Origin of the sequence: Micromonospora musae (genome assembly GCF_003626635.1) — a bacterium.
Taxonomy (GTDB): Bacteria; Actinomycetota; Actinomycetes; order Mycobacteriales; family Micromonosporaceae; genus Micromonospora; species Micromonospora musae.
Window position 1 is genome coordinate 262,311 of sequence record NZ_RAZT01000011.1, and the last position, 21,501, is coordinate 283,811.

The 21,501-nt window shown below is 72.1% G+C and carries 15 protein-coding genes; 4 read left to right on the forward strand and 11 right to left on the reverse strand.

Annotated elements, in window-relative coordinates:
• Positions 1–56: 56 nt before the first annotated feature.
• On the reverse strand, positions 57–431 hold the full coding sequence (locus D7044_RS22845; RefSeq protein WP_120682850.1) for a VOC family protein: 375 nt from the start codon (positions 429–431) through the stop codon (positions 57–59).
• A gap of 69 nt (positions 432–500) precedes the next feature.
• Positions 501–1,019 (reverse strand): pyridoxamine 5'-phosphate oxidase family protein, encoded by a 519-nt coding sequence (locus tag D7044_RS22850; protein ID WP_120682848.1) that lies wholly within the window; start codon positions 1,017–1,019, stop codon positions 501–503.
• Positions 1,020–1,145: 126 nt separating this feature from the next.
• On the opposite strand from D7044_RS22850, the gene D7044_RS22855 reads away from it, so the two are divergent.
• The gene (locus D7044_RS22855) at positions 1,146–2,090 is read left to right on the forward strand and encodes a hypothetical protein (protein ID WP_120690137.1); all 945 of its coding nucleotides are present in this window, start codon (positions 1,146–1,148) and stop codon (positions 2,088–2,090) included.
• 163 nt (positions 2,091–2,253) lie between these two features.
• A complete protein-coding gene (locus D7044_RS22860; protein WP_199716732.1) occupies positions 2,254–3,708 on the forward strand; it encodes a neutral zinc metallopeptidase in 1,455 nt (484 codons plus the stop codon).
• Between the two features lie 76 nt (positions 3,709–3,784).
• On the opposite strand, the gene D7044_RS22865 is transcribed toward D7044_RS22860, so the two are convergent.
• From D7044_RS22865 to D7044_RS33445, 8 genes are all read right to left on the reverse strand, one after another.
• Positions 3,785–4,510 (reverse strand): anti-sigma factor, encoded by a 726-nt coding sequence (locus tag D7044_RS22865; RefSeq protein WP_120682844.1) that lies wholly within the window; start codon positions 4,508–4,510, stop codon positions 3,785–3,787.
• Positions 4,507–5,055, reverse strand: a complete 549-nt coding sequence (locus D7044_RS22870) for a sigma-70 family RNA polymerase sigma factor (protein ID WP_120682842.1) — start codon at positions 5,053–5,055, stop codon at positions 4,507–4,509. The genes D7044_RS22865 and D7044_RS22870 overlap by 4 nt, the downstream gene beginning before the upstream one ends.
• A gap of 134 nt (positions 5,056–5,189) precedes the next feature.
• Complete coding sequence (locus D7044_RS22875) at positions 5,190–5,804, reverse strand: COG4315 family predicted lipoprotein (RefSeq protein ID WP_147434704.1); 615 nt, start codon at positions 5,802–5,804, stop codon at positions 5,190–5,192.
• Between the two features lie 43 nt (positions 5,805–5,847).
• The gene (locus D7044_RS22880) at positions 5,848–7,209 is read right to left on the reverse strand and encodes a hypothetical protein (protein WP_120690139.1); all 1,362 of its coding nucleotides are present in this window, start codon (positions 7,207–7,209) and stop codon (positions 5,848–5,850) included.
• A 220-nt stretch (positions 7,210–7,429) separates the two neighbouring features.
• Positions 7,430–7,978 carry a type VII secretion system-associated protein gene (locus tag D7044_RS22885; RefSeq protein ID WP_120690140.1) on the reverse strand — a complete coding sequence of 183 codons (549 nt, stop codon included), beginning with the start codon at positions 7,976–7,978 and terminating at the stop codon, positions 7,430–7,432.
• 91 nt (positions 7,979–8,069) lie between these two features.
• The gene (locus D7044_RS22890) at positions 8,070–12,851 is read right to left on the reverse strand and encodes a DUF6531 domain-containing protein (protein WP_120690141.1); all 4,782 of its coding nucleotides are present in this window, start codon (positions 12,849–12,851) and stop codon (positions 8,070–8,072) included.
• A gap of 173 nt (positions 12,852–13,024) precedes the next feature.
• Positions 13,025–13,570: a type VII secretion system-associated protein gene (locus tag D7044_RS22895; protein WP_120682834.1), complete on the reverse strand. Its 546-nt coding sequence runs from the start codon at positions 13,568–13,570 to the stop codon at positions 13,025–13,027.
• A gap of 187 nt (positions 13,571–13,757) precedes the next feature.
• On the reverse strand, positions 13,758–15,674 hold the full coding sequence (locus tag D7044_RS33445) for a putative T7SS-secreted protein (RefSeq protein ID WP_147434705.1): 1,917 nt from the start codon (positions 15,672–15,674) through the stop codon (positions 13,758–13,760).
• A gap of 268 nt (positions 15,675–15,942) precedes the next feature.
• Here D7044_RS33445 and D7044_RS22905 point away from each other — a divergent pair, with 268 nt between their 5' ends.
• Complete coding sequence (locus D7044_RS22905) at positions 15,943–16,245, forward strand: hypothetical protein (protein ID WP_120690142.1); 303 nt, start codon at positions 15,943–15,945, stop codon at positions 16,243–16,245.
• A gap of 20 nt (positions 16,246–16,265) precedes the next feature.
• Positions 16,266–16,925 (forward strand): hypothetical protein, encoded by a 660-nt coding sequence (locus D7044_RS22910; RefSeq protein WP_120682831.1) that lies wholly within the window; start codon positions 16,266–16,268, stop codon positions 16,923–16,925.
• A 125-nt stretch (positions 16,926–17,050) separates the two neighbouring features.
• Here the strand turns inward: D7044_RS22910 and D7044_RS22915 are convergent, their stop codons facing one another.
• Positions 17,051–21,442 (reverse strand): FtsK/SpoIIIE domain-containing protein, encoded by a 4,392-nt coding sequence (locus tag D7044_RS22915; RefSeq protein ID WP_120690143.1) that lies wholly within the window; start codon positions 21,440–21,442, stop codon positions 17,051–17,053.
• Positions 21,443–21,501: the final 59 nt, after the last annotated feature.

The window sequence follows — 21,501 nt, forward strand, 5'->3', positions numbered from 1 at the left end:
CGCCGCCGGCGCACGCGCCCAGTCGGTCCGCGCTTAGACCGGCCGGACGCCGGGTTTCAGAGGTACAGGCAGAAGGGGTGACCGGCGGGGTCGAAGTGCACCCGAACATGCTCCTGCGGTTGGAAGTCCGCCCGGGTGGCACCTGCGGCGAGCGCGTGGGCCGAGGCAGCCTCGAGGTCCTCGACCCTGATGTCGAGGTGCGCCATCATCTGCGGCCGGCCGGGATCGGCCGGCCAGACCGGCCGGACGTACGCCGGCTCACTCTGGAAGGCCAGCCCGGCCCCACCCCCGGGCGCGCGCAGGGTCACCCAGTCGGGCTCGTCCTCGTCCCGCGACCAACCGAGCAGACGCTCGTAGAACGCGGCGAGCTCCTGGGCATCGGGAGAGTCCAGCACCGTGCTGGTCAGGACCAGTCGAGGTCGATCCGTCATCCCGCTGTCGTACCCGGACGGTCCCCGGCCACTCCCATGCCGGGACCACCGCGGCCGAACCGACAGTCGTCAGCTCGGCTCGCGCCGCCAGAACTGCCGTGGTGCGTACCCGTCCCGGCGCAGCCAGTGTTCCGTGTAGACGATGCGCTCCGCGTCGACCACCACGAGTGGGTCCGTCGGCGGCTCGTCGAGGGCCCGGGAGCGTTCGACGTGATCGGACTGCCAACGCACGGCCGGCCAGTACCGCTCCCGCTCGGGGTCGCCGGCCGCCAGCACCCGGGCGCGGCCGAAGAGCTGGGCTCCCCGGCTGCTCGCTTGGCCGACGAGCGGCGCGAAGACGCCGACCGAGATTCGTGGGTCCGCGGCGATGTTCCGCATCTTCGGGGACGCGGCGGCGGCGGTGAACATCAGCGCGAAGTCGAGGTGGAAGTAGCGCACCGGCGTCGCCAGCGGGCCGTCCGGCCCGGAGGTGGCGAGGACGCACATGTTCTGCGCCGACAGCAGGTTGAGGATGCGCTCCTCGAGGCGGTGCCGGTCGAGCCGTCGGGTGGGCGACGGGCCGGCCAGCCAGGGGTTGGTCACGGGCATGGCTGATCTTGTCATGCGTGACGACGGGTGATCAGAAGTGGGCTGAACCGTTTCCCGGTGGGCTCCGTGTGGATGCCGAACGGCCTCCGGAACGCGCTGGAGCCGGCTAGAACCTGGAGATTCCACATGATGCGCAAGCACCTGGTGCCCCTCGTCGCCGTGCTGGCGGCCGGCCTGGCGGCGCTGACCGCGTGCAGCTCGACCCCGGAGGCGCCGGCGCCGGCCCAGGCCTCGGCTCCGGCCAGCAGCCAAGCCGCTCCGCCGGCCGACGGCGCGGGCGCCGGTGACCTCTCGCTGCTCCCGGGCACCGCGAAGTCCAACAACTCCGCGCCGGGCATGGGCGACTGGGCCGTGCCGAACGGCGGCGTCGCGGGCGGCGAGACCCTGCGGAACGCGCAGAAGTGGGTCCAGCTCACCGCGAGCAAGGCCGGCGACCTCGACCCGGTGGTGGTGAACGGCTCCGGGCTGACGCTCTACCGGTTCGACAAGGACAGCAACAACCCGCCCGCCTCGAACTGCGAGGGCGAGTGCGCGCAGACCTGGCCGCCGGTGACCGTCGCGCCGGGCGGCAAGATCTTCATCGCCGGGATCAAGAAGTCGGCCGTCGGCACGGTCCGGCGCTCCGACGGCACCCGGCAGGTCACCATCAACGGCTGGCCGGTCTACCGGTTCGCCAAGGACACCAAGCGCGGTGACACCCTCGGCCAGGGCGTCGGTGGCACCTGGTTCGGCGTGACCCCGACCGGCGGCAAGGCCGGCATCGACAACGGTGGTAACGACGGTGGTCAGGGCACTCCGGACAACGGTGGGGCGACCGCTCCGCCCGCCACCAGCGCCGTCCTCTTCGACGACGCCAACTTCAGCGACAGCGGCGCCTCCCAGGGTGTCGCCGGCCCCGGCTGCCAGAACGTGCCCCGTCCCCGCGTGGCCTCCTCCATCGCGACCAACGGCTCGCTGAAGATCTGGACCGGCCCGGACTGCACCGGCAAGTCCCAGATCATCAACGGTGACGTCACCAACCTGGCGGCCCTCAAGTTCGACGACGCCGTCGCCTCGATCCGCTTCAGCTGATCGTCCGACCACACACAGCGGGTGTGCCGGTCCGGCTCTTCGCCGGGCCGGCACACCCGTTTTCGTACCCGCGCCGCGCCGGTGGCCTCCCGACGCGCTCCCGGCCGGCCTCCCCCGACAGCGGTGCCACGGCGGCGCCGCGACATCAAGAAGGTGCTGGAAGATGACGCATCGCAACGTACGGGCGGTGAGTAGAAGGCGGGCGCTCGCACTCGGCGGGGTGACCCTCGGGATGGCGGCCCTGCTCGCCGGCTGCACCCGGACCGTGGACGGTACCGGCGCGGCCGAGCGGTGGAGCGCCACCAAGGTCGCCGGTCTGGAGATCACCACAGGTGAGAGCGGGCCCCGGCCCGGGGTGCCCGACACCCGCCTGACCGCCGAGGGGAGCGACGGCGGCGAGCTGGATCGGCTCGCCCGCAACGCCGTCGACGACCTGCAGAAGTACTGGGGGGAGCAGCTGCCCGCCGCCTTCGACCGCGGCTTCGACCCCGTCAGTCGGCTCATCTCGTACGACTCGACGGGCCCGGCCGTCACCGTCTGCAACAGCAGCACGGCCGGTGCGGTGAACGCGTTCTACTGCTCGCTCGACGACTCGGTCGCCTGGGACCGGGGGCAGTTGCTTCCCACCCTCGACGACTCGTTCGGGCCGATGGCGGTGGTGGCCGTCCTCGCACACGAGCTGGGGCACGCCGTGCAGTTCCGGCTCGGCTCGGCCGGCGGGCGGACCAGCTCCATCGTCAAGGAGCAGCAGGCCGACTGCTACGCGGGGAACTTCTTCCGGTGGGTGGCGGAGGGCAACTCCCCACACTTCCGGCTCTCCACCGGGCCCGGCCTCAACCAGATCCTCGCCACGCTCTTCTTCATCCGCGACGGCGTTGAAACGGGATTCGACGCCGAGGGGGCGCACGGCAACGCGTTCGACCGGGTCTCGGCGTTCCAGTTCGGCTTCGGCGACGGCCCCGAGCGGTGCGCCCGCATCGACGAGGCGGAGGTGCGGCGGCGGATCACCCAGCCGGCCAGCGGCCAGGCGTCGCCCGCCGGCGAGACGGCCGGGAACCTGCCGGTGGACGACCAGGACTCGCTGCTCGCCCTGCAGGAGACGCTGCGGGCCGCCTTCGGTCGACCGGGTGCCCAGTGGCCGGCGATCAGCCGCTCCGGGGGGCCGTGCCCCGGTGCGACCGCGACGACGCCCGCCTCGTACTGCCCGGCCACCAACACCGTCGGGCTGGACCTGGGCGAGCTGGGTCGCCTCGGTACCGCCCCGGAGCAGGGTGAGGGTGGTCTGGGGGACTTCGCCGCCTTCGCCGAGGTCGCCTCCCGGTACGCGCTGGCGAGGCAGCAGGCGGAGGGCTATCCGCTCACCGGGCTGGCCACGGCGCAGCGTACGGCCTGCATGACCGGGGTCTGGGCGGCGACGATCGTGGTGGGCCGGGGCGCGGTCCTGCAGCTGTCCCCGGGCGACCTGGACGAGGCGGTGGCCGAGATGCTCGCCCCCCGGAGCCTGATTGCCGCGGACGCCAACGGCGCCGGCATCCCGTCCGGCTTCGCCCGGGTCGAGGCGTTCCGCGACGGCTTCACCGCCGGGGCGATCGTGCCCTGTCTGGAGAAGTACCGGTAGGGCGGCTTCCGCGGTCGTCAGCAGAACCACGAGGGCCCGCCCCGGCCGAGTCATCGGCCGGGGCGGGCCCTTCGGGTCACAGCTTCACGCCGACGTAGGGTTTGCCCTCGACCGTCTCCACCCGGATGCTGTCGACCTGTTCCGGGTCGATCAGGGCGCTGCCGTCGAGCGTGGTGCCGTCGGCCTGGCCCTTCTCGGACACCAGCCAACTGCCGGCCAGCACGGTGCTGCCGTCCTTGCCGACCACCAGGAGGCGGCAGCGCTCTCCCCGGGGGATCCCGGTGATCGCGGCGTTGATCCGCACCCAACCGGGTGCCGGGGTCATGGCCACGGTCAGCCGGGCGCCGGTCTGCGGGTCGGACGCGCTGACGTTCCGGACTCCCGGACCGGCGGCGGTCACCGAGGCGGACGGCCCGGGCTGGGCCTCGATCTGCGGAGCGTCGGCGGTCGTGCGGCCGAGGACGACGCCGCCCGAGACGGCGGCGGCGATGACCACCGCCGCGGCGGCGCTGAAGATCACGCCCCGGCGCTGACGCCGGCCGGACGACTCGCTCCGCACCTGCCGCAGGGTGCGCTGCAGCAGCAGGTCCCCGCCCTCCGGCGGGCCGTCGAGCAGCATCGCGTCCGGCACCGCTTGGAGCGCCATCGTCCATTCCTGCAGCGACTCGACCTCTGTCCGGCACTCCGCGCAGCCCGCCAGGTGTTCCTCTACCTGCCGGACCTGCTCCTCGTCGAGCGCGCCCATCAGATAGCCGCCAATGTCCACGTGGTCACTGGTCGGCATCGAGCTGTCGGATTTCATGAGGCAGACCGTTCCACCCCGGCTGGGCGTCCCGCGATGTCGCGGAGCGCCCGGAGTGCGTAGTAGGAGCGTGACTTGACCGTGCCCGGCGGGATACCCAGCGCCTTCGCGGCTTCCGCGACTGTACTCCCGAGTAGGTATACCTGTTCAAGCACCTCGCGGTGCTCGCGAGAGAGATGGTTGAGAGCGTCCATCACGACCATCGAATTGACCACCTGATCGGCGTGGTCGCGCTCGACAGCGACGTCTGTCGGACTCTCCGGAACCTCGGCCGGTCGCGCCTTCCGGGCACGTACCGTGTCAGTGACGATGTTGCGTACCACGGTAAGCAGCCACCCCCGAACCGAACCCTTGCCGTTGACCAGACTGTCCGGGTGACGCCAGGCCCGCACGAGGGCTTCCTGGACGACGTCCTCCGCGGCGGCGCGGTCGCGGGTCAGCTGCGTCGCATAAGCGAGCATCGCGCGGCCGTGCTCCTCGTAGAGGGATCGGACCAAGGCCTCGTCTGCTACTGCCTGCTGACGAACGGGCCTCAACCCCGCCATACGTACCACCCTTTATTGGCCTCACGACGCCGGTCCCCACCGGTGCCCACAGGCCACCAGGATGCCTGCTGCGTTCCCGTTTACTGGAGATCGCGGGCGAATGTGTATTTCTGCTCACGTCGTTGCGCCGTCAACTATTGCCCGGCCGGCGCGGCGGCCTTGTTGCCGTCCGGGCCCACCACGAACCAGAGCCCGTCGACGCCCTGCCCGGAGACCCGGCCCGGCACCTTGTCCTCCGCGTAGCGGTAGACCGGCCAGCCGCCCACGGTCACCTGCTGGGTGCCGTCCGGGCGGGCCGTCGCGCCGAGTCCGGCGGGATCGAGGTTCTCGAACTTGATCTTCTCGCTGACCAGTACCGGAAGCCACTGCAGGAGGCAGCCCTCGGTGCAGTTCGACCGGGACGGCGAGGAGTCGTCCTTGTCGAACCGGTAAAGGGTGAAGCCCTGTCCGTCGAGGATCACCGGACCGAGCTCCGGGTTCTCGCCGAGCTGTACCGACGCCGGCCAGTAGCCGCCGTCGCGGCTGCGTTTGCCCAGATCGTCCTGCGGACCGGCTCCGGCCGGCTGCTGCGCGGCACCGGAGTCCGGCTGGGACGCGCTGCTGCCGGAGTCCGGCCGGGACGTGCTGTTGCCGGAGTCCGGCTGGGGCAGGGCGACCGGGTCGGTCACCGTGGTGGTGCACCCGGTCGCGAGCAGCGCCACGGAGAGCGTCACCGAGCCGAGCAGCGTACGGGGGATGCGAGCTTTCATCGCCACACCAATCGATCGACGGGTTCGGACAGGAGCGGGCCGGTCAACCGCGGCGGCCGGGGACGAGCCGGCCGCGCGGCGTCGGACGGTCCAGGTGAAGCCCGAGCACTCCGACGTCGAGGGACCCGTCGGCGTCGGCCGCGAACCGCCAGGCCGCGTTCGGGGCGTCACCGACGACGAGCACGGCGGCCGTACCCTCCGAGACCGCCGCCAGCGCGCCGAGGCGCTCCAACTCGGCCGGTGGGATCGGGGCGGTCACCACCACCAGGTGGTCGCGCAGCACCTCGCCACCGTCGCCGGACGGCGTCAGCAGGTACTCCGCGTCGGCGATGACCCGGACCCGTTCCGGAGCCGTCGACGCGGCGGGCAGCGTGCCGACCACGCTGATCACCACGGACGCCGCCGCCGGATGCCGGGCGATCTCGTCGAGGAAGGAAACCGCCACGCGCATCGCGGCCGCGGGCTCCCCGGTGAGCGCGACGATGCCCGGGGCGCGGCCCAGGTTGACCACGGCCAGCTCGCCCCCGACCGTGCCGACGGTGGCGAGCAGCGGCAGTTCACCGCTGTCGTCGAGGTTCTGGTCGAGCTGCCAGCTGGGCGCCTCCCAGATCGCACCCTGCTGCCGCGCCTGCCACGGTGGTGGGGCCTCCGGCAGCGCGGGGGCGAGTCGCAGCGAGACCCGGTCCGGGCCGATCAGTGCCGCGTACACCTGCGCCTGGCCGGCCTGCGTGGCGAGCTGCCGCAACGCGCGGTCCACGACCGCCCGGGAGCCCGACGCCGGCGCCGGGTGTGCGGACTCCGCCGGGCGGCGGCGCTGTCCCAGCAGGATCGGCACCAGTACGACGACGGCCAGCACCAGGAGCGTGCCCACGCCGAGCAGCGCCGCGGTGATCGGCCGGAGGCCCAGGATCAGGGTCTCCTCGCCGTCGACGGGTGGCGCCGGCTGCACCGCGGCCGGCTGGGGCCGGTCGGCGGGTGGCGCCTCCGGCTGCTGGCCGGCGGGCTGCTGACCCGCCGGCGGCGTGGCCGTCGGCGGTGCGCCGATCCGGATCTCGCCGGAGGTCGCGCCCTCGGGGAGGACGAAGACCCAGCCGGCGCGGATCGACTGCGCCGGTTCGGTCAGCACGAGACCGTCCGGCTGCGTCCGCCCCCGGTTGAGCTCGAAGATCTCCGGCCAGCGCCGGCTGTCGCCGAGCACCCGGTCGGCGACCCCCGGCAGGGTCAGGTCGCTCTCCGTGCCCGGTTGCCCCGGCACCACCCAGTACGGCACCGAGGGCTCCACGGCGCTCGCCGTGCCCGGGGTCAGCGGCAGCAGCAGGAACACCAGTGCGGCGCCGGTGGCGAGCAACCGGCCCTTCGCCGGCCGGGACGACCGGCGTAACGCGGCGCGGAGCAGCCTGCGCATGAACTACCTCACTCACACCTTTGTCGTGACATGTACGGGTCGCCCGCGACTCGGAGACGGTGGCTACCGACGCGTACACGTAAGCGGGGCCCGAACAGGTTCAGTGCCGGGCGTGGATCGGTCCGCCTCCCCGGCCCGCTCGGTGTGACGGCGTGGTGACACCGAGCGGGATCCGAGGGAACGCGGGCCGGGCGGGCCGGGCGGGCCGGGCCGCGGGCGGTCAGGCGAGGTCGGACGCGGGAAGCCGCAGCTCCAGCGCGCTGCCCGGGTTGAGCACCAGGTATCGGTCACCCATGGACGCGGCGAGCTCCCGGGCCGGCCACCGCTCCCAGTACTGCCACTGCGCCGGGTCGGGCAGGTACTGGTCCGAGGTGAACGCGTGCACCACCGGCCGGTCCAGGCCGGCGTCCAGGTCGGCGACGCCGACCTCCGGCACGTGGGGTACGAGAACCGTCGCCTCGCGCAGCGCGTTGCGGACCTCCTCGTCCCCGCCCAGGCCGGTGACCGCCAACTGCAACGCGTTCTCCAGCTCGTTCGCCGGAACGGGGAACCCGAGCGCGACCGGGGTGGGCCGGTAGTTCGGGTTCCGCCGGAACTCGTCGCCGATCTCACCCCGCTCGTCCACCCGGAACGCGCCGATGACGGCCCAGCCGGGCACGTCCCCGGCCCCCTCGAAGGCCGGATCGACGGTGTAGATCCAGCTGTCCGGCGCCCGCCGGGCCCGGTCACGCATCTCCGAAGTCACCGTTGGGATTTGCGCTGTCGTCATCGCTGTCTCCAGCTCCTCTCGTGCTCACTCATCGCGGGATCCCGGGGCTGGTGCATGGCGTCCCGGTGCGTGATCTGTTGAAAACCGGCGTTCACCGCCGCCTGCCGTAGTTGGGGTTGTGCTCGACCGTCTGGACCGTGCCGAGCTTCGGGTCGTTCGGGAATTCGAGGGACACCGTAGGAATCGTCTGGCCGGGCCGGTACGGATCCGGCATCGTCCCGCTATTCGTGTTGTAGTAACCCTCGACATGAATAGCTTTGATGATTCGGTCTGGCGGAATGTCCCCGACCACGGACCACTCGTCCTGATACCTCACGCGATCGAGTACCGGTGGCAGATTCTGGGACGGCGCGTGGATAGCCGGAAGATCATTGTCGACCACATAGAGATAACCGTCGTGATGATCGTATTGCTTGCCGTCCGCCGCGGTTCCTTTCTTGAAGCCCGGACGGTCGGGAAGCGGCGTCGGACGCACGAATGAGAGCGCGGCGTCCTGGCTGCCGGTGGTCGAGACGAACCCGCTGCCCTTGCCGTTGTGCATGTGCTTGAAAAGGTCGTAGTGCGGCTGCACGTAGTCGCCTTCTGGCGTGCCCAGAACCTCTTGCGTGTGCCGCGATTTCAGCCCGTCCTGGAAGACGACGTCCGGCGGAGCGCTCGAACCGTGGAACAGGGCGGACGGTCGCGGTGGGTTCGGTTGAATCGGCCGCGCGCGGTGAATCGGATTGCTCAGGTCGTAGAGCTCGGCGTCCGGGGCACCCAGATCGTCCGGCCGCTGGTCGGGACGCGGGCGGTTGGGGATGGGCGGGAAGGTGTCGTCGACGTTGTCGAGGGATTCGCCCCCGAAAAGCGGGCGGTTCCCGCCCGACGAACCAGCGGTGTCGGGCAGGCTCCGAGCGTCGGTGCCCCCGCCCGGAGAGCCCGGGGTACCGCTCGACGAGCCGGCGGTGCAGGCCAGGCCGAGCGGATCGGCCGCCGCGTACGGATTCGGCACGTAGCCGGCCGGATCCGGTGCCGGCGCGAGGCCGAGCGGGTCCTGGCTGACGTACCGGCCGCTGATCGGGTCGTAGTAGCGGTAGACGTTGTAGTGCAGACCGGTCTCCGGGTCCAGGTACTGCCCGGGGAAGCGCAGCGGGATCATGCCCGAGGCGTCGGCGCCGGGGGCCACACCCCACAGGCTGGCGTCGTTGCGCCACACCAGCGCGCCGTCGGCGTCGACGAGATCGGTGGGTGTGCCGACCAGGTCGGTGACGATCGCGTAGAAGCGCTCGCCGAGCTCGTCCCGCTCGTCCCGGACGGTCTGCGCCACCGGGCGCTGCTCCTGCGGGTGGTACTCCCAGCTGGTCACCCGGGTACGGCCGTGCTCGTCGGTCTGCGCCTGCTCGACCAGGAGCGACCCGTCCCAGACGAAGTCCACCTGCTCGACCGGGGCCGGGTCGTCGCCGACGAACCGCTGCTTGCCGATCCGGCGACCCAGCGGGTCGTAGCGGTAACGCCAGCGGTCGCCCTCCGGCGTCCGCACCCCGACCAGCCGATCGTGGGCGTCCCACTCGAAGTGCCACGTACGGTCCCCACCGGCCGGGTCGGTCAACGTCCGGCCGACCATCCGGCCCTGCGCGTCGTACCGGTAGCGGACCCCGCCCGCCTCGGTGACCAGGTTGCCGTCGTAGCGCAGCTCCCCGGCGTACGGCAGGCCGGACACCCGGGCCGACGTCAGGTTGCCGGTCGCGTCGTACCGGTAGTCCTCGACCCGGCCCGTGCCCCGGACGGCGAGCACCCGGCCCGCCTCGTCCAGGGTGAAGTCGACCCGGCCCGTCACGTCCTCGTCGATGCCGGCGAGCAGGCCGTCGGCCCGGTAGTCGAACCGGCGCTGCCGCAGGCCGGGCAGCACCTGCGCGGCGAGCTGCCGGTCGGCGCCGAAGGTCTGCTCGAGCACCACCTGACCGTCGAGGCTGCGCCGCAGCTCCCGGCCCTGCCAGTCGTGCCGGAAGCCGAGCGTGTGCCCCGCGGTGACCAACGAGTCGAGATTGCCGAACGGGTCGTACGCCCAGACGCTCTCCGACCCGTGGGGGGTGCGGCGGTGCCGGGCGCCGGTCCGGTCGTCGTAGCGGAAGGAGAGGGTCCGGCCGTTCGTGGTGTGCGCCACCACCCGCCCGGCCTCGTCGCGCTCGATCACCAGCTCGGCGTCGGCGTTCTCGGCCGCCACCAGCCGGCCGACCGCGTCGTAGCGGTACCGGGTGGTGCCGGACCCGGTTCGCCGCTCGACCACGTTGCCGAGCAGGTCGTGCTCGTACTCGGTGACCTCACCCAGCCCGTTCGTCGACCGGACCAGCTGACCGGCCGCGTCGTAGTCGTACCGCCGTACCCGGCCGTTGAAGTCGACCTCCTCGACCAGCCGGCCCGCCGGGTCGTAGGTGTAGCGCCACTGCAGGCCACGGGGATCGGTGACCCGGGTCAGCCGCAGCTCGGCGTCGTACTCGTAGCCGGTCCGGGCGCCGGTGGCGTCGACGGTGGCGAGCACCAGGTCGAACGGTCCGTACTCGGTGCGGGTCACGTGGCCCGCGGCGTCGGTCCGCTCGATCGGGTTGCCCTCGTCGTCGTAGCGCACCCGTTCGAGCCGGCCGCGTGCGTCGAGCCGGTGGGCCCGGCGCCCGGCGAGCGCCGCGTCCCGGACCGGGTCGTCCGCGCGCAGCCGGTCGTAGTCGAACGGCTCGGCCACCCCGACCTGCCCGCCGTCCGGGTCCGGTGCGGTGTCGTAGCTGCGGGTGAGCAGCCGCTCGCCGACCTGCACCGCGATGGTGCCGGCCGCGGCGTCGCCGCCGCTGGTGACCTGCGCCTCGGTGCCGTCCGGACGGATCAGCGTGCTCAGCCGGCCGTCGGCGTCGTACTCGTAACGGGTGGTCCGGCCCAGCGGGTCGATCCGGGCCAGCAGCTGGTTGTAGCGGCCCCACTCGTACCGGGTGGTGTTGCCCAGCGGGTCGGTCTCGCTCGCCACGTGCCGCAGGTCGTCCAGCCGGTAGACGGTGACGTTGCCGAGCGAGTCGGTGTACGTCGTGGTCCGCTCGGTGGGGTCGTAGGCGAGGGTGCCGTTCAGGAATCCGTCCGCGCCCTCGGTACGTACGCAGCGGCCGCTCGCGTCGTACGTGTACCGGTACTCGACCCCGTTGCGGTCGTGCCAGCCGGTGATCCGGCCGGCCTCGTCGTACCCGAAGCGCATCGGTCGGCCGGAGGTGTTGTCGACCTCCACGAGCCGGCCCTGCTCGTCGTAGCGGTAGCGGGCGATCAGCTCGGTGGGCCGCCCGCCCGGATCCGTCCGGTGCAGGGCGGTGACCCGGTTGCCCGAGGTGCTGACGGCGATCCACTGCCCGTCCGCGTGCCGCAACGCGACCGGCGCCTGCCGCGCGTCCCGCGCCACCTCCAGCCGGTTGCCGTCACCGTCGACGACCGCCGCGAGCCGGCTGACCGCGCCGGAGAGCAGGAAGAGGCTGGACCGGCCGGCTACCGGGTCGGTCACCACGGCGGTGCCGTCCGCGTGCACCGTGAGTGGCCATCGCGGCCCCTCGACGGGGAGGACCGGCTCGCCCGGGGTTCCCGGCGGGTAGACCAGGATCGTGCCGTCGGGGGCGAAGTAGCAGACGCCCTGCGCGTCGAATTCGAGCCGCTGGTCGAGGGTGGAGGCCCAGCTCGGTCCGAACCAACCGCCCGCCCGGTACGACGAGAGGTGGGTCCGCTCCAGCGGCACCAGGAAGGGCGCGGGCAGCTCCAGGTCGATCTGGGAGAGCACCATCTCGCCGGTGGCGACGTCGATCGGGTCGGTGACGCACTTGCGTACGTCGATCGACAGGGAGGTGTCCTTCGGGACGGGGGGCCGGTTGGCGCCCGCGCCCTTGCCGGGCAGCGCACCCCCGATCGTCTTTCCGCCGCCACCGTTCAGGCCGCGGGTGGCTCCCTTGACGCCGTCGCCGGCCAGGCCGAGGGCCTTGCCGCCCTTGGCGGCGAACTTCATGACCAGCGCGCCGGCCCGGCCGCCCGGGATCAGGCCGAGGGCCAGCCCGCCGGCGGCCAATCCGATCTCGGCGGGGTCTCCGCCGAGCACGGCCGACGCGAGGTCGATCGCGCCGGAGAGCAGGCCGATCGCCTCGCCGAGCGGCGGGAAGATGAACGACGCGATCACCGAGATCACGTCCAGGACGGTGGTGATCCACTGGATCACCGTGCTGCGCAGGAATTCGATGAACGCCTCGAACGCCTCGACGATCTTGTCCCAGAGCGACCGCTGTGGCGCGTCCTTCGCCAACTGTCGAAGCGTCCCGGCTGCCGTACGGGCGGCCTGGTCGCGCAGCGCGGTCGCCTGACCGATCAGCGCCTTCGCCTGGTCGAGCGCCTGCCGGGCCTCGTCGGCGCGGTTCTGGGCGGCGGTGGCGTCGTCGGTGGCCTTGTCCTTCGCGGCCTGGGCGGCCTCCGGGTCGCCACCCAGCGCGGTGATCGCGGCCTGCGCCGCCGAGACCGCCGCCTGCGCGGCACCCTGGTCCCCGGAGGCCTGCCGGGCCTGCTCCAGGGCCTGCACCGACATCTTCTGCGCCTCTTCGAGCGACGGCAGGTAGCGCAGGTACGCGTCGGCCGCCGCCGCGTACGAGTGCGCCATCCCGTCCAGCCGCCCGGGCAGCTTGCCGATCAGGTCACGGAAGGCCTCCATCGCCTTGCCCTGGCCGACGTCGATCTGGCTGCCGGAAGCGAGCAGGTCGTGCGCCTCCTGAGTCGATCGGGCCAACTCCTGGTAGGCCCGGGTGATCTCCTCAAAGGACTCCGGATCACCCGGCACCGGGTCGGAGTCGAGCTGCAACACCGACCACTCGGCGTCACCTGGACGCGTCATGACCAACCTCCCCTATCGCACCGTCTCGGCTTTCCGCCGCCCGCTCCTGCGGGTGAGCCGGACGCGTGGACGTCGGCCGACCCGAACACGTACTCAGGACCGAACGGGTTCATCGCGGGCTCGGATCGGTGGCGGGCTCCCGGGCCCCGTTCCCGCAGGTCGATCCGCCGGAGTCACTCGGTTTCGGTGACGGCCTCACGCAGCACGTCGGCGAAGAGCCGCATCGAGGCGGGACCGCCCGGATTGAGCAGCACGTCGACGCCCTCGGGTAGCAGCTCCACCAGCTCGGCGCTACTGACCTGCCGCCAGCCCGCTGCTCGCACCCGAAGCCGGTCCGCCGCACCCGTGACGACCAGCACGCACGGTGCCCCGTCGGGGGCCGGTGCCACGATGACGCGATCCTCGTCGTCGACCGCGACCTCGGTCAGACTGTCCCGCAGCGCGAGCAGCACCAGGCCCGGTTCGGCACGCCCTGCCACGACCAACTTCGCCGCCGCGTCGACCGGTCCGGTCGGCGCGTCCTGGCCGCTGGGCAGGTAGAGCGGATTCGGCTCGAACGCGCCGACCGTTCCGTCGTCGTCGACGAGCCAGCCGCCGACGATCGACTCCACCGGCGGTACCGCACCGGACTGGTCGTCGGCCTCCGGGGGCGGCGACCAGTCGCTGTCGAGCAGCAGCATCCAGTTACGGTCAAGACCGGTGTCGTCCTGTTCGCTCACTTGCCCACTCCCTTACTGGTATTCGATTCGACGAACTTGCCCGTGCTCCCGACCTCGATCTGGCCACCCGGGTGGCCAGGTGCCCCTGGGCGGCGCGGGCTCCGGTGGCGCTCTTTCGCCGCCCGGGTCCGGCGAACGGTTCGCCGGCTGCTCCTGTTCGCCGGTCTCCGGCCGTACATCGGGACGCCTACCTGCTGAAGTCGGGCAACGGGTCGCCGAAGTCCAAGGGGGGAAGCTGCGGCGGAGTGGTTGCCGGGGGAGCAGCTGCCGGCGGAGGTGACGGGTGGCCGGCTCCGGGCGAGACCAGCGGGCGGAACTCGCCCTTGTTGGAGACCGCGATGGTGGCGAAGTCTCCGCCGGGGACGTTGACCTTGCCTTGGAAGTCCTTCGGCCGGGTGGTCCACACGGTGTCGGTCGCCGCGTAGATCTGCCGGCCGTTGCCGAGGTCCTGCATCACCTGGCTGAACTGCGGGGCGACCTTGCCGTCCTTCGCCCCGAAACTGCAGGCGATCATGGTGATGGAGCTGTCGGGGTTCGCTCCGGCGGCGTCCTTGAACACCGAGTTGTGGTGCAGGACCTTGGCGAACTCCCCACCGGAGACGTTCACCACCTTGCCGTTCTTCAACTGCAGGCCGACGTCCTTCGCGCTGCTGTGCGCCATGACGAACATCGGGTCGTTGGCCTCCCCGGCCCAGGGCGCGCGGCGGAGCTGGTCGAACTCGAAGTCCGGCCGCGGCTGACCGAGCTTTCCACCTACCGCCTCGGTCGGCCGCTCGCCGGGCACGCTCTTGAAGACCGCTCGCCCGTCGGGGGCCAGATCCGGGCCCCGGTACTTGCCGGTGGAGAGGTTGGTGTCCACGCTCGCCCACTCGGCGCGGCTCTTGGTGTCGCTGGCGCTCAACGGGAAACTCACGCCGATCTGCTTGCCGTCACCGTTGAGCACCGGTTCGGCCCGGACGTCGCCGATGTCGAAACGCGTCTTCATGCCGAAGCGGTTCCTGCCGACGATGGTGTTCTCGTTCGCCGGGGGTCGGGATTTGAACCGTGCCGCCAGATCGCCCAGGTTCTTTCCGGCGGAGGTGAACGCTCCCTTGATCGTCTTGCCGGGGCCGTAGCTCACCGCGCCCGTGTCCAGGCTCTTCGCGCCGGCGTTGGGTGGGGTTCTGACGTTGGTCAGTTGTTTGGTGCCGGTCTTGATGCCGTCTTTGATGGTGCCTTTGAGGGCGAATTTCATGACCTTGCCGACGAGCCGGCCGCCGGGTACGAGTCCGAGCGCGAGTCCACCGGCGGCGAGTCCGATCTCGGCGGGGTTTCCGGTGAGGATGGCGGCGCCGAGTTCGATTGCGCCGGAGAGGAGCCCGATCGCTTCGCCGAGCGGGGGAAAGATGAAGAACGCGATGGTGGAGAGCACGTCGAGGACGGTGGTGATCCACTCGATGACGGTGCTGCGGAGGAATTCGATGAAGGCGCGGAACGCTTCGGCGATCTTCTCCCAGAGGGATCGCTGGGGTGCGTCCTTGGCGAGCTGCCGCAGGGTCTCGGCGGCGGTGCGGGCGGCCTGGTCGCGGAGGGCGGTCGCCTGACCGAGGAGGGACTTCGCCTGGTCGAGGGCTTGTCGGGCGTCGTCGGTTCGGCGCTGGGCGGCGGCGAGGTCGTCGTCGGCCCTGTCCTTGGCGTCTTTGGCGGCGTCGGTGTCCCCGGTGAGGGCGGTGAGCGCGGCCTGCGCCGAGGAGAGCGCGGCCTGCGCGGCACCCTGGTCGCCGGAGGCCTGTCGAGCCTGTTCGAGGGCGCGCAGTGACATGGTCTGCGCCTCTTCCAGAGACGGCAGGTAGCGCAGGTAGGCCTCGGCGGCCGAGGCGTAGGAGTGGGCCATGCGGTCGAGGCGGGGCGGCAGCTTGCCGATCAGGTCCTTGAAGGCCTCCATGGCTTTGCCCTGGCCGACGTCGATCTGGCCGCCCGAGGCGAGCAGGTCGTGTGCCTCCTGGGTGGTTCGGGCCAACTCCTGGTAGGCGCGGGTGATCTCCTCGAAGGACTCCGGATCACCCGGCACCGGATCCGAGTCGAGTTCCAACACCGACCACTCGGCCGTTCCTGGACGTGCCATGACCAACCTCCCCATCGCACTGTCTGGGCATCCGGCATCAGGTCGAATGCCGGGAGCCGGCTCGCACACGTAGCGGGCAGGAGATCGGTTCAGGCGGTCTGAACCGCTCCGGCCGACCGTCCGTGTACCGCGCAGAGCCGTTCACGGCTCCCGGAGGAAGGGCGGAGATGAGCGAGCGGATGGTCAGGCTCGGTGTGCTGCTGCCTCGTCACGGCAGGAAGCGGAGCGGGGGTGCCGCCATGAGCGGGCGCGGCGTGGGAGCGTCGGAATGAGCGTGATCGACGTACCCGGTGTGGAGTTGGAGCGGGTGCACGACCTGTTGCAGCGCACCAAGGACCTGATGGACAGCGCGCCGATCAGGTCGATGGGGTCCGTCGTCGACACCCTCGGGCAGCGGGAGTTGGAGAAGGCCGCCCACGAGTTCGAGAAGCGGTGGGGCGACGGCCGGCACGTCGTGGCGAAGGACCTGGAAGGCGTACGCGACGCCTCGAAGGCGGTGGCCGACGCGTTCCGCGAGACGGACGAGCAGACGGTCAACGCCCTCACGAACCCGGACGAGGCGACGAGTTGACGAACGAGGGAGCCAGCACAGTGACCGGCGCGACAACCACGTCCCCGACCCCGACCGGCTTCGAGCTGCGAACCCCGGACGACTGGGTGGACTACTCGGTCGCCGACGAGGCGAGCGAGAACCGGATGGCGAACGAGGTGTGGACGCGGGCCCGCGACGGCGGGTTCACCGAGGACCAGGCCGGGCAGTACGCCGAGCAGCTACGCCGCTCGGTGCGGCAGGCCCGCGCCGCCGGAGCGGTGCACGCCGCCGGCACGTTCCAGGTCTACGAGGACGGTCCGCTCACCGCGACCGTGCTGGTCTCGGTGGTCACCCCGCCGGCGACCGGTGACATCCTCGGCGCGCTGACCGCGGTCGGGCAGCCGGCCCGACCCGACGGGACCTGGCGTCGGGTGAGCACCGCCCAGATTCCCACGATCGGCACGGTCGGCCGGGTGCACGGCATCCAGAACGTCACCCAGGACGGCGCCACCATGCGCTGTGCCGTGATGCACACGGTCGTACCGCTGCCGGGCTCGGCGAACGTCCTGCTGGTCACCGGTTCGAGTCCGAACCTCGCGGAGGCGGAGGAGCTCTTCGAGCTCTTCGCCACGATCACCGCGACACTGATCTTCACCTGGGAGGGGGACGGCCGCGCGCTCACGCCGCAGGCGGCGTCTCCCGTCGGAGTCGGCGGCTAGGGGGTAGCTGCCGGCTTCACGTCGGGGGGACACCGGGGGCGGTGTCCCCCCGACCTTTTTCAGCTACGGATACGCCGGCAGGTCACGCCCTTCCGGGGCGTGACCTGCCGGCGTGTGCGTGATCGTTACGCCGGCTCGTCGACCGGGGAACCTCCGTCCGCCGACGGTGCCCGCAGCGCGGCGGGTTCGGTCCGGGGCACCTGCACCAGGTGCAGCTTGCCGTCGCCGAAGTGCGCGAGCACCCGGCCCGCCCGTCCGCCGCCGAGCTGGCCGCGGGAGAGCTTGACGCCGATCAGCTCCCCGTCGCCGAGGCCCTGCGGGCTGAGCAGTCCGCCCTGCCGGTTGCGTCGGGCGTCGACGTGCCAGCCGCCGAAGCCGCCGGCGAGTCCGTCGATGGAACCCGCCATGATCAATCCCAGGCCGTTCTCCGCCCCGGTCCGCGCGATCTCTCCGAGGTCGCTGCCGGCATCGCACTTGAGCAGCAGCTCGGCGTCGTCCAGGACGACGACGGCCGGTCCGGTCCGCCCGTCCAGGGCCGCCGCGAGCCCCGCCGAGGTGAAGTTCTCGCTCGTCACGAGATCGAGCACCCCGGGCAGGCCGGCCAGGTTCCGCAGCGGCGACCGGCGGGGTGCCGCGATCACCACTGGCGTCCCCTTCTCCAGCAGGCCTGCGACCATGGTCAGCAGCGTCGTGCTCCGACCCGAGCGCGGCGGTCCGGCCAGCACGAAGGTGGGGATGTTCTCCAGGTCCGGGCCGATCGCCGTGAGCTCGTCGCCGCCCACCCCGACCATCGTCCAGAGCGGTCCGGCCGGTCGTGGCAGCGTCCGGGCCTCCGCCAGGGTCAACTCGTCCGGCAACACGTCGATCCGGAACGGTCGGGCGGCGTCGGCGAGCTCGGCGTCCCGCAGCCGGGCCGCTTCGGCGATCTCGGCGAGGGCCCGCGCCTGCCCCTGACCGGAGCTGTCCTCCGCGAGCAGCGCGATCTGCGCCTCCGCGCTGTCGACCGCCCGGATCGCCCGCCCCGCCTCGATCTCGTCGGGCAGCTGCCGGTAGTTGATGCCGACCATGCTGTAGTCGCTGCGTTCGGTCAGCCGGAGCACCAGCTTGTCGTCGGTGGTCGAGGAGATCCGGGTGGAGAACATGCTCCGGTCACCGGCCAGCACCACGTGGATTCCGGCCCCGGCGCCCTCCCGCAGCAGCGTGAGGAGAGCCGCCATGATGTTGCCGTTGTCGTAGTCGGCGAAGGTCTTGTCGAAGACCTCGAACCGGTCCAGCAGCAGCAGGATGTGTGGCGGACGATCCGCCTCGGCCGCACCGCCGCGGTACTCGACGAGGCTCGCCGAGCCCGTGGAGGCGAGCAGCTGCTGCCGTCGCCCCAGCTCGGCGACGAGCCGACCGAAGAGCCGACCGAGCCGCTCCGCCTCCGTACGCTGCACCACCGCACCGCAGTGCGGCAGGTCGCTGAGCGCCAGCAACGCGCCGTTGCCGCAGTCGACGCCGTAGAGGTGGACGTCCGCGGCCGAGTGCGTACGGGCGACCGTTCCGGCGATCGTCCGCAGCGTCTGCGACCGCCCGCTGCGCGACGAGCCGATGACGTGCAGATGCCCGAGCGTCCCCAGATCCAGCTCCAGCGGCACCTGCTCCTGCTGCGCCGGCAGGTCGACCAGGCCGTACGCCACCGGGGGCAGGTGGTAGCCGTTGCCTCGGGCGGCGGGCAGCGCGTCCACGGTCAACGTCTCCGGCAGCGCCGCCAACCACGGGCTGTGCTGCGGCGGGATGGCCAGCTGCGTGCTGGCGCCCCGGATCGCCTGCACCAGCACGGCGAGGTCGGTCAGCTCCGCGGACGGTTCGGCGTTGCCGCCGCCGGGGCGGCTCGGTGCCGGCTTGCCCAGGTCGGGCCAGGAGAGCGGCGCCAACCACGGCACCTGCCGGGTGGTGGCCCGGGCCCCCGGCCGGAACCCGCCGACCCGTCCGGCCTGGAACGGCACGAGCGACGACTGCGCGAGGCGGACGAAGGCGCGGCCGGGCGTCGACTTGGAGATCGAGGCGGCGTCCGGGGCGTTCAACACGTCCTGGCTCTCGCTGCTGTCGGTCACCCGTAGCGCGATCCGCAGGTTGGTGTTCGCACGGATCTCAGGCGACACCACGCCGCCCGGGCGCTGGGTGGCCAGCACCAGATGGATGCCGAGCGACCGTCCCCGCTGAGCGATGTTGACCAGACCGGTCACGAAGTCCGGCAGGTCGCGGATCATCGAGGCGAACTCGTCGATCACGATCAGCAGCCGGGGCATGGCGGTCCGGGTCGGCTCGCGGCGCAGCAGGTCGACGTAGTCGTCGATGTCCTTCGCCCCCGCCTCGGCGAGGATGTGTTCCCGCCGCTTCAGCTCCGCGGTGAGCGAGGTCAGCGCCCGGCTCACCAGGTGGGTGTCGAGGTCGGTGACCATGCCGACGGTGTGCGGGAGCAGGACGCAGTCCTTGAACGCGCTACCGCCCTTGTAGTCGACGAGTACGAAGGTCATGGCGTCCGGCCGGTTGGCGACCGCGAGCGAGGCGACCAGGGTCTGCAGCAGCTCCGACTTGCCGGAGCCGGTGGTGCCGGCCACCAGGGCGTGCGGCCCGTCCCGCTTCAGGTCCAGGGCGAACGGCCCGTCGAGCGAGATGCCGAGCACGGCCTCGGTGGTCCGGCCGCCGGTGGTCCACCGCGCCGCGACCGCGTCCGACTCCGGCGGCTCCATCCCCAGTACGTCGAGCAGCCGGCTCGCGTCCGGCAGCGCTCCCCCGTCGTCCGAGCCACCGGTGTCCCGCAACGGGGCCAGCGCGCGGGCGACCGTCCGCAGCCAGTCCAGGGAGACCAGGTCCGGGTGGACGCCGGAGACCGGGGCGGCGAGCGTCCGGGTCACCAGCAACGTCCCGTCGGCCTGCTCGGCGACGACCGCCTGGCACTCCTCCGGCAGCAGCTTCTCCTCCGCGTCGACGCAGATCGCGTGCACCCCGACCGACGGCCCTTCCCGCAGGATCTGTGTCACCCCGGGGAGCGAGCGCAGTTTGCGCGCCCCGTCGAGCACCACGAGGATGTCGCGGAACGCGCCGTCGGCCCGCTCGCCGGAGCGGGCGGAGATGACGGCGACCAGCTCCGCCACCCGCCGGGCCACGGTCTGGGTCTCCGCGCCGACGGTGGCGAGGGTGTCCTGGCCGTCGCGGGGTGCCGCGTGCGGCAACCAACCGGCCCACGACCAGCCCTCCTCGTCGCCGGCGCCGGCCAGCAGGTAGATCTGCAGGTCCTCCGGGCTGTGCAGGGCGGCCGCCTGGGCCACCATCCACCGGGCGGTGGCGCGGGCGACGGCACCGCCGGCGACGCCGACCACGCCGTGCTTGCGTACCGGCACCGTCGCCGGCACGTCGAGCGCGCTCCACCGGATCTCCCGGCGGTGTTCGTCCTGACTCGGATCCCGGAGCACCACCTCGGACGGAAGGTCGGCGCTGCCGGCGCGCAGCTCCAGGAAGTCGGGGTCGGTGCGGCGTCGTTCCCAGAGCCGGCGCTGCGGCCCCACCGCGATCAGCCGTACCGCCGCCGGGTCGGGGAAGTTCTCCCGCCGGGCCAACCGTTCGGCGGTCAGCGCCTCCTGTGCCTCGGCGCTGATCCGCTTCTTCTTCGCCTCGTACTCGGCGAGCCGGGTGCGGTAGGTGACCTTCCCCTGGCGGCGGGCCCCGACCTGGCTGGCGATCAACGCCACCGGCGAGAGGACGGCGAAGAGCAGGGTCAGTGGGTTCCGCGTGACGAGGTACGCGGCCCCGGAGACCACCAGCGGGGCCAGCACGGTGATCAGCGCGATCGGTCGCCGATCGGGCGGTGCCGGCACCCCCGGAAGGGTGAACTGGGTGGTGCGGGCCGCGGGGAGCAGGCGCGGCGGACGGTTGTAGTCCAGGCCGGTCCGGTCCTCGGAGATCTGCAGCGCGGCCTCCGCCCGGGCCGGGCGACGCAGCTCCAGCATGGACGAGCCCACGGCGAGCTGCGCGCCGGGAGCCCAGACCTGCTCGCCGTCGAGTTCGGCGCGGTCGAGCAGCAGCCCGGGTTGGGCTGGGCGCAGACGACACTCACCGTCCGGGGTGACCCGGATCCACGCCATCACGGCGGCGAGCGACGAATCGGTGAGACGGACCCGGCTGGTGCTCGCGGCGCCGACCGAGTGCTCGCCGATGTCGAGCTGGTGCACGCTGCCGGCGTCGGTTCCGCTGACCACCCGTACCTCCAGCAGGCCGGGAGGTTGCGCGGGCGCCTCGGGTGCGGGCCGGTCCAGGCCGAGCACGGTGCCCTGGCGCAGCGGCGCCTCGGCGAGGGTGAGCCGCGGGTCCAGCGGCGCCCCGGCGACGAAGATCGTCGGGGGCGTGTCACCGGGCGCCGCACGGCGCGCGCCCAGCGCTTCGGCGAGCTCCGCGACGGTGTTCTCGGGGCTGGCGTCGACCTGGTAGTCGGTGACGGCGGTGGACGGGTCCGCAACGGTGAGCAACAGACGCACGTGGTTCTCCTGGTCGGATGGTCCGTCAGAACAAAACGTCGGGGCCGCGTGGTGATCTG

Coding starts and splice junctions, on each gene's coding strand:
- D7044_RS22845 (WP_120682850.1), bottom strand. CDS start 431: ATGACGGATCGACCTCGACTGGTCCTGACCAGCACGGTGCTGGACTCT.
- D7044_RS22850 (WP_120682848.1), bottom strand. CDS start 1,019: ATGCCCGTGACCAACCCCTGGCTGGCCGGCCCGTCGCCCACCCGACGG.
- D7044_RS22855 (WP_120690137.1), top strand. CDS start 1,146: ATGATGCGCAAGCACCTGGTGCCCCTCGTCGCCGTGCTGGCGGCCGGC.
- D7044_RS22860 (WP_199716732.1), top strand. CDS start 2,254: ATGACGCATCGCAACGTACGGGCGGTGAGTAGAAGGCGGGCGCTCGCA.
- D7044_RS22865 (WP_120682844.1), bottom strand. CDS start 4,510: ATGAAATCCGACAGCTCGATGCCGACCAGTGACCACGTGGACATTGGC.
- D7044_RS22870 (WP_120682842.1), bottom strand. CDS start 5,055: ATGGCGGGGTTGAGGCCCGTTCGTCAGCAGGCAGTAGCAGACGAGGCC.
- D7044_RS22875 (WP_147434704.1), bottom strand. CDS start 5,804: ATGAAAGCTCGCATCCCCCGTACGCTGCTCGGCTCGGTGACGCTCTCC.
- D7044_RS22880 (WP_120690139.1), bottom strand. CDS start 7,209: ATGCGCAGGCTGCTCCGCGCCGCGTTACGCCGGTCGTCCCGGCCGGCG.
- D7044_RS22885 (WP_120690140.1), bottom strand. CDS start 7,978: ATGACGACAGCGCAAATCCCAACGGTGACTTCGGAGATGCGTGACCGG.
- D7044_RS22890 (WP_120690141.1), bottom strand. CDS start 12,851: ATGACGCGTCCAGGTGACGCCGAGTGGTCGGTGTTGCAGCTCGACTCC.
- D7044_RS33445 (WP_147434705.1), bottom strand. CDS start 15,674: ATGGCACGTCCAGGAACGGCCGAGTGGTCGGTGTTGGAACTCGACTCG.
- D7044_RS22905 (WP_120690142.1), top strand. CDS start 15,943: ATGAGCGTGATCGACGTACCCGGTGTGGAGTTGGAGCGGGTGCACGAC.